This is a genomic window from Tissierellales bacterium, assembly GCA_025210965.1.
In the GTDB taxonomy this organism is placed as follows: domain Bacteria; phylum Bacillota; class Clostridia; order Tissierellales; family JAOAQY01; genus JAOAQY01.
The window spans coordinates 1-6,753 of the sequence record JAOAQY010000233.1 but is presented as its reverse complement, the minus strand read 5'-3'; the positions used below and the strand labels follow the sequence as shown (position 1 = coordinate 6,753).

Here is a 6,753-nt window from a genome sequence, read left to right as displayed (position 1 = left end):
TTTGAAGTTATCGTTAAAATCTTTTATAAATTTCATAAAAATCCTCCTAAATTTTCTAGGCAGTGTAAACTATTACACGACCATTTTCTATGCTTAAATCCATTTAAAAGAAGTGTTTAATTGTCATGCTTATAGTTTATCATTACAAGGACAAAATAAATATGTATTTGTGTATTATATTTGAAAAGACCATGCAAATATTATGATATAATCAAGAATAACAAAAGCGAAATTAGCAAGGGAGTGAAGAAAAATGAATATCATAAAAGAGATGTATGGAAGCGATGATTTGAATATAAATGGTAGAAAGCTGAAAAGAGAAGCCGTTAGAGGAGTCATAAAAAAAGGAGAAAAGTTTCTATTGGTTTATTCTAGAGAAAATAAGGATTATAAGTTCCCAGGTGGTGGAATAAAACGAGGAGAAGACCATAGAACTGCACTTAGAAGAGAGCTAAAGGAAGAAGTTGGAGCTATTATGACTGAAAATATAGATAGCATTGGAAAAATTATTCAGTACAATAAGCCTATAGAGCACGATTTTGACGTGTTTCACATGGATTCTTACTATTATAGCTGTAGCGTAGAAGATGAATTGGAAGAGCAAGATTTAGATGAGTATGAGGCTATACTAGGATTTGAACCTAGGTGGGTTACACTTAAAGAAGCTATAGAACAAAATGAAAGAGTTTTGGCAAATGAATACGGGAAAATTCCTAGATGGACAAAGCGAGAGACGTATATGCTCAAATGGATTAGTGAAAATATGGAGTAGTGGTTGTTAGTTCACTATCAACAATGTATTGAATTTCTTCTTAAACACTAGTATACTGAAAATGAGTTGGTTTATGTTTCGGGAGGGAATAACATGAAAAAATACATAATTAAAATAGCATTGTTTACTTTAGTGATTGGCTTAAATATTTCTATGCCTATTGATAGTACATTTGCCGCATCGAATATAAATGCGGCTTCAAGTGTCAAGCAGTGGGTACAAGAAGATGAAGTCTTTTTAGGTCAGTTTGAAGGTATATTTAGTGATGGTAATTCTGTAAATTTCAAAATTAAGAAAGTGGATACAGGTGAAATTAAGTCGTATACTAGAAATATTTTTACTGAATTCAAGAAATACGCATGCGATGAAGTTCCAAAGACAACTGAGGATTTTTTTGACAATATAAAAGATTATAAAGAAATAGTATGCGGTGGCATTTGTAGTACGTGGGAGACTGGCGATTACGTTATTGTTTATTTGAATTCTGAAAATATCGTAGAAAAAATGATTTTTATGAAAGATGAGTATTCGGACGAAAAACTAATTGATATAGAAGAGGATTTGAATGAGATAGATTCTAAAATGCTTAGGTTTGAAAGTGCCGATATAAAGGGATCTGATGCCAAAGCTTATTTTTATGATGAAAATGATGAACAATATATATACGAGACTACGGCTGATTGGATTTATAGTAAATCGGAATTTATTAGTATGGGAAATATACTTAAACTTACCGGTGTGAAAATTGATGAATACAGGAATATTAGGGAGCTAAAAGACATCGAATTGTTATTAGAAAATGGCAATTCTGATACGGCTTATCAAGTTATTTCAAAGCTTGAAGAGGGGGAGTATCTTTTAGGCTACGGAGATTATGAAGTTGGAGATATAGAGAGCTTGGATATAAATGGATACGAAAGAATTCATGTCTATACGGATGAAAATTCAGTATTGTTTGGAGAGATCTGTGAAAATGACATAGTACAGCTAGTCATAGGTGATGGAGGATATGTAAATACAATGATGGTCGATGATGAGGAATATATAGAAGAGTTATCTACAAAGTCACCCTATGAAAAATTCGATTTAGATATAACGAAATTTGGACATAAACATATTGATACTAAGGTCATACGAGATGAGAACAAGGTTTGGACTATAGTTTTTAATCAAGGTGTTGAAATGCCAGATAATATAGATGATATGATATATGTGACTACATTTACTGGAGAGAAGCACCCGACAAAGGTTTTTCAAAAGAGCTCTAGAAAATTGGAGATAAGAGCTCAAAAACCTTATAAGTCAGGGGCAATATATACACTATATGTTGAAGATGGTTTAAAAAGTGTAGAGCAAAAAGAATTAAAAGATATGAAATATATTGAGTTCACAAAGGAATTAGAATTGTCTAAGTAATTCTAAAGCTATTTCTATGCTCAGCTTGTCTTCATAATTGCTTAAGTCAGAGGCTAATATCGCTTGTATTCGCTTGAGCCTATGAGTTAAAGTATTTCCATGAATAGACAATGAGTCGCGAGTAAAGGACCAATTGCAACCAGAACGAATATACACATCAAGCGTTTCAAATAACGTTTGGTGTGTATTTTTTTTAGAGTCAATTAATGGTCCTAGTACTCGATGAATAAAAATTTTAGCCTCTCTTGAAGGGATATGGGATAAAAGTCCTTTTATCATTAGTGATTCAAAATAGAATACAGGTATACTTGGCGGATTTAAAATATTTTCATCAAGACCAAGCTTTATAGCTAAGCGCGCATTTTCTAGACTTTCACTTAGTAAAAGAGGATTAGAAACACTGTGCCCGATACCTACTGCAAAGTCACTGTTGCTGTGTATTTTTAGCTCAGGAAAATTTTCAAAATTAAATAGATTATCTATGAGATTTTCAGAGTAATTTGAAATAGTAACTTTATTTATTTCTAGTACAAAGATTAATTTATTTTCCTGTATAAAAGACAATGTATTGGGGAAATATTTTAGAAATTTAACGGATAGATGATCATAGATATGGCGAAGATAATTAAATCTATATCTAGGAGGTAGATTTAAAAATCGTTCATGTCCAAGCCAGTCGAATATCAACATTTTATGAGATTTATTTAGATTGAATCCGAATTGCTTTGAAAATCTATCTAAGCTATCTTCGGTAGGATAGTCTATTATCTCATCTAAGAAATTTCCTCGGATACTTTGTTCTACCTGTTGTTTTTCATAATCTTTTAGTAGTTCTAAAGCTATGACGAGTACGAATCTTTCTATTGCGAGTATAGGTTTTATATCTTTAAGTGGAGTGTTAGATAATACACCAAGCCATCCAAGAATTTCATTAGAAATAGCTATTGGATAAAAGTATATTTTTTCGCTATGATTATCTAAATCATAATAACTATTTGATATTTTAGATAGAGTTTGTGATATGCGGGCTCTGTTCTTTTTTATTGAACCAAATAGATCTGATTTTTCAATGGAATGATGAGAAATATTGTAGAAATTATCTAGCAAAAATATGTCTAAACTAATCATTTTACTCAATTCATTTAATAAATCGCTTATTGATGAACCTGATAATATCATTTGAGTAAATTGATTGCTGAGGCGAAGTGCAAAAAGCTGATTTTTGCTTTGTTCTTCTATTATCGCAGTGTATTTTTGAAGATCATTTTTTTGATTGATTTGTGTTTCAAGAGCTAATCTATTTTGTATAGCTATAGTAGCTTGTATGGATATGCTTTTTAAAAATTCTAAATCATCATTTGTCATAGGTATTTCAGAAAAACTATCGACTATTATTACTCCAAGGCAATGGTCGTCAAATATGAGAGGACAACTTATTGAACTATTTATTTTTGGAAATAGAGTTTCGTAGGTGTATTCTAGTAAATTTTTATTTTCAGGACTCATTGATTTTGTATATTCATTTATGGCAGAATTTGACTCTAGCAATATTGATTTTTGTTCAGAAAATGTCATTCCAGTTATAGATTCGCCTGGCGCTAATTTTACTTCACTAACTTCTTCATCGAATCCATCCATAGCTTTCACTTCCAAAAATTTAGTAGATTCATTGTACAAAAATATAACTGCAGCATCTCCAGAAACTATATGTTCTAGAGATGTAGCTAATAGATGATCTAGTATGTATTGAGTATCTCTTGATGAATTTAGTAGCCTTGATGATTCTATTAAAACCTCTAATCTTTCCTTTTTCAAAAGAATCCCTCCTTTTATATTGTTATTATACCACAATAATTTTATCGAAATATTGGTTTTATTCACAATGAATTTGAAGGTAAAAATTGATAAACTGAAATTAATCACGGGGTTGTGAATAAAAAAAGGAATGGGGGAATTGAAATGTTTAGCGTTATAGCAGCATTTTCAATCGTATTATTGGTTTTGACGATTGGGGAAATAGTATCAAAGAAAACCAAAGCATTTATACCGTCAGTATTTGTTTCAGCACTTTTATTTTTGATAGGTTTTTGGACGGTTTTGCCAGCAGATTTGATGACACAGAGTTCGTTTGCAAAGCCTGTTGTATATCTATCTATGTACTTACTACTTACACATATGGGTACGCTTATGAGCGTAAGAGAACTTTTAGGGCAGTGGAAAACTGTTGTGATAGCACTTTCAGGTGTAGTTGGGATATGTCTTATGACGATGACTATAGGAAAGATGCTATTTGGCTTTGAAGCAGTAGTAGCAGCTACTCCACCACTTACAGGAGGTGTAGTGGCATCCATATTGATGAGTGGAGCAGCAAATGATAGAGGACTTACTACAATAGCTGTATTAGCTACGTCGATGTATATCATGCAGGGCTTTTTTGGATATCCGCTTACAGCATTGATGCTAAAAAAAGAAGCTAGAAGGGTTATTAAAAATTACAAAGATGGTGCGAATGAAAAAGATTTGACTGAAAAGACAGTAAAACCGGTTAAATCTTGGAGGATAATACCGCCACTACCTGAGTCTTATCAAACACCTTATGTAATATTACTTAAATTAGGAGTAGTTGCTTGGTTAGCAACATTAGCTGCACCTTATCTTCATTTAAATCAATTTATTGTATGTCTATTGTTTGGTGTTATAGGTAGAGAAATAGGTTTCTTAGAGGAAAGAGCTCTTAACAAAGCTAATGCATTTGGATGGCTAATGACAGTTCTAATGGCATTTATATTTGCAAATCTATCGCAGGCAACACCAGATATGTTAGGTCAAATCGCAGGACCTCTCTTTGGAATTATAATAGTGGGAGTTTCTGGTATGGCTATAGTATCGATAGTAGTTGGAAAGCTTCTTGGATATACGAAGGAAATGGCTTTTTCAGTAGCTATGACAGCACTTTATGGTTTCCCTGCTGATTATATATTGACGATAGAAGCTATAAAATCAGCAACAGAGGATGAAGAGGAAACAAAATATGCTACAGATGTTATGCTACCAAAGATGTTAGTTGGCGGGTTTACAACTGTAACTATTGCTTCAGTAATTATTGCAGGTGTTTTTGTAAAAATGCTTTAGCTAGCAGAGGAGGATTGACTTATGATTAAAGAAAAAATACAGCAGTATAAAGATTATGCTATAGATATGAGAAGGTATTTTCATCAAAATCCGGAGCCTAGCCTTAAAGAATTTAGCACAGCAGCTAAGATAGAACAAGAACTTACTAAAATGGGTATAGAACACAAAAGAATAGCTAGCACGGGTGTAATTGCTTGGATAGAGGGTGAAAAAGAAGGAAAGACTATAGCACTTAGAGCGGATATGGATGCGCTTGAAGTAACGGAAGTTTCGGACTCGGAATATTGTTCACAAAGTAAAGGTTTAATGCATGCTTGTGGACACGATGCGCATGTAGCTAGTTTGCTTGGAGCTGCACAAATTTTAAAAGATATGAAATCTGAATTAAATGGAAGCGTAAAACTGATATTTCAGCCTGGTGAAGAAGTAGCTCAAGGTGCTAAGAATATGATAGCAGAAGGAGCATTAGATGGAGTCGATGAGATATTTGGAATACATGTTTGGAATGGAATTCCTTGCGGCAAAATTTCTGCTCAAGAAGGACCTAGAATGGCTTCTGCTGGTCAGTTCGAAATAGAGGTAAAAGGTAAAGGTGGACATGGATCATTACCACATGAAACAATAGATGCGGTGGTAGTTGGATCAGCTATAGTGATGAATCTTCAGTCATATGTTAGCCGGGAAGTAAGTCCACTAGATTCAGCTGTTATATCGGTTGGTCAATTTCACAGTGGAACGAGATTCAATGTTATTCCTGGAGATGCCTATCTTGAAGGAACATCTAGGGCGCTTAGTCTTGAGGTGAATGATAATTTCGAGAAAGATATACGAAGAATAGTGGAATGTACAGCTAGGGCTTATAGAGCGGAAGCAAAAGTTAACTATGAACAAAAAGTAATTCCAGTTATAAACGATTCGAGAATATCAAAGATAGCAATAGAAGCAGCAGAAGAAATTGCAGGAGAAGGAGCTCATATAGAGTTACCAGCTACCACAGGTGGTGAAGATTTCTCGTACTATTTAGAGAAAGTACCTGGAGTATTTGCATTTGTTGGATCAGGTTATACAGATGGACGAGAAGTATTTCCTCACCATCATGAACAATTTGATATAGACGAGAATAGTGTAGCTATATCTATGGGATTGTATGCAGAGATGGCTGTTAGGATGATGAAGAATCACAGATGTAAGTTATAACAATTATATTTTTGCCGAAAAATAGTGGCGTATTTCTTCTCATAATATTATGAGGAGAGATACGCCACTTATTATATATTCTCGATAGTAGGATCTAATTTGAATTGTGAAATGAAATCCTACTATCGGGCATTTTGTTCATTAGTAATTGCTATTTGTTTTCTCGCTAATTATTTGCTGAAATTCATTTGTTTTGGATAAATCACTTAGCCTTACCTTTTTATTAGAATTGAGCC

5 protein-coding genes are annotated in these 6,753 nt (G+C 33.3%); 4 read left to right on the top strand and 1 reads right to left on the bottom strand.

Annotated features, from left to right (window positions below; all coding sequences use genetic code 11):
- Positions 1–253 precede the first annotated feature (253 nt).
- Positions 254–772 carry an NUDIX domain-containing protein gene (locus tag N4A40_16610; GenBank protein MCT4663477.1) on the top strand — a complete coding sequence of 173 codons (519 nt, stop codon included), beginning with the start codon at positions 254–256 and terminating at the stop codon, positions 770–772.
- Between the two features lie 93 nt (positions 773–865).
- Positions 866–2,188: a hypothetical protein gene (locus N4A40_16605; GenBank protein ID MCT4663476.1), complete on the top strand. Its 1,323-nt coding sequence runs from the start codon at positions 866–868 to the stop codon at positions 2,186–2,188.
- Here N4A40_16605 and N4A40_16600 read toward each other — a convergent pair.
- A complete protein-coding gene (locus tag N4A40_16600; GenBank protein MCT4663475.1) occupies positions 2,171–4,003 on the bottom strand; it encodes a helix-turn-helix domain-containing protein in 1,833 nt (610 codons plus the stop codon). The two genes, N4A40_16605 and N4A40_16600, sit on opposite strands and share 18 nt — an antisense overlap.
- 144 nt (positions 4,004–4,147) lie before the next feature.
- On the opposite strand from N4A40_16600, the gene N4A40_16595 reads away from it, so the two are divergent.
- Together N4A40_16595 and N4A40_16590 are read left to right on the top strand one after the other, a co-directional pair.
- Positions 4,148–5,320 carry a hypothetical protein gene (locus N4A40_16595; protein ID MCT4663474.1) on the top strand — a complete coding sequence of 391 codons (1,173 nt, stop codon included), beginning with the start codon at positions 4,148–4,150 and terminating at the stop codon, positions 5,318–5,320.
- Between the two features lie 21 nt (positions 5,321–5,341).
- The gene (locus N4A40_16590; protein ID MCT4663473.1) at positions 5,342–6,517 is read left to right on the top strand and encodes an amidohydrolase; all 1,176 of its coding nucleotides are present in this window, start codon (positions 5,342–5,344) and stop codon (positions 6,515–6,517) included.
- Positions 6,518–6,753: the final 236 nt, after the last annotated feature.

What these genes read in the sequence shown, in the direction of transcription:
- N4A40_16610 (MCT4663477.1), top strand. Translation starts at nt 254, where the DNA reads ATGAATATCATAAAAGAGATGTATGGAAGCGATGATTTGAATATAAAT.
- N4A40_16605 (MCT4663476.1), top strand. Translation starts at nt 866, where the DNA reads ATGAAAAAATACATAATTAAAATAGCATTGTTTACTTTAGTGATTGGC.
- N4A40_16595 (MCT4663474.1), top strand. Translation starts at nt 4,148, where the DNA reads ATGTTTAGCGTTATAGCAGCATTTTCAATCGTATTATTGGTTTTGACG.
- N4A40_16590 (MCT4663473.1), top strand. Translation starts at nt 5,342, where the DNA reads ATGATTAAAGAAAAAATACAGCAGTATAAAGATTATGCTATAGATATG.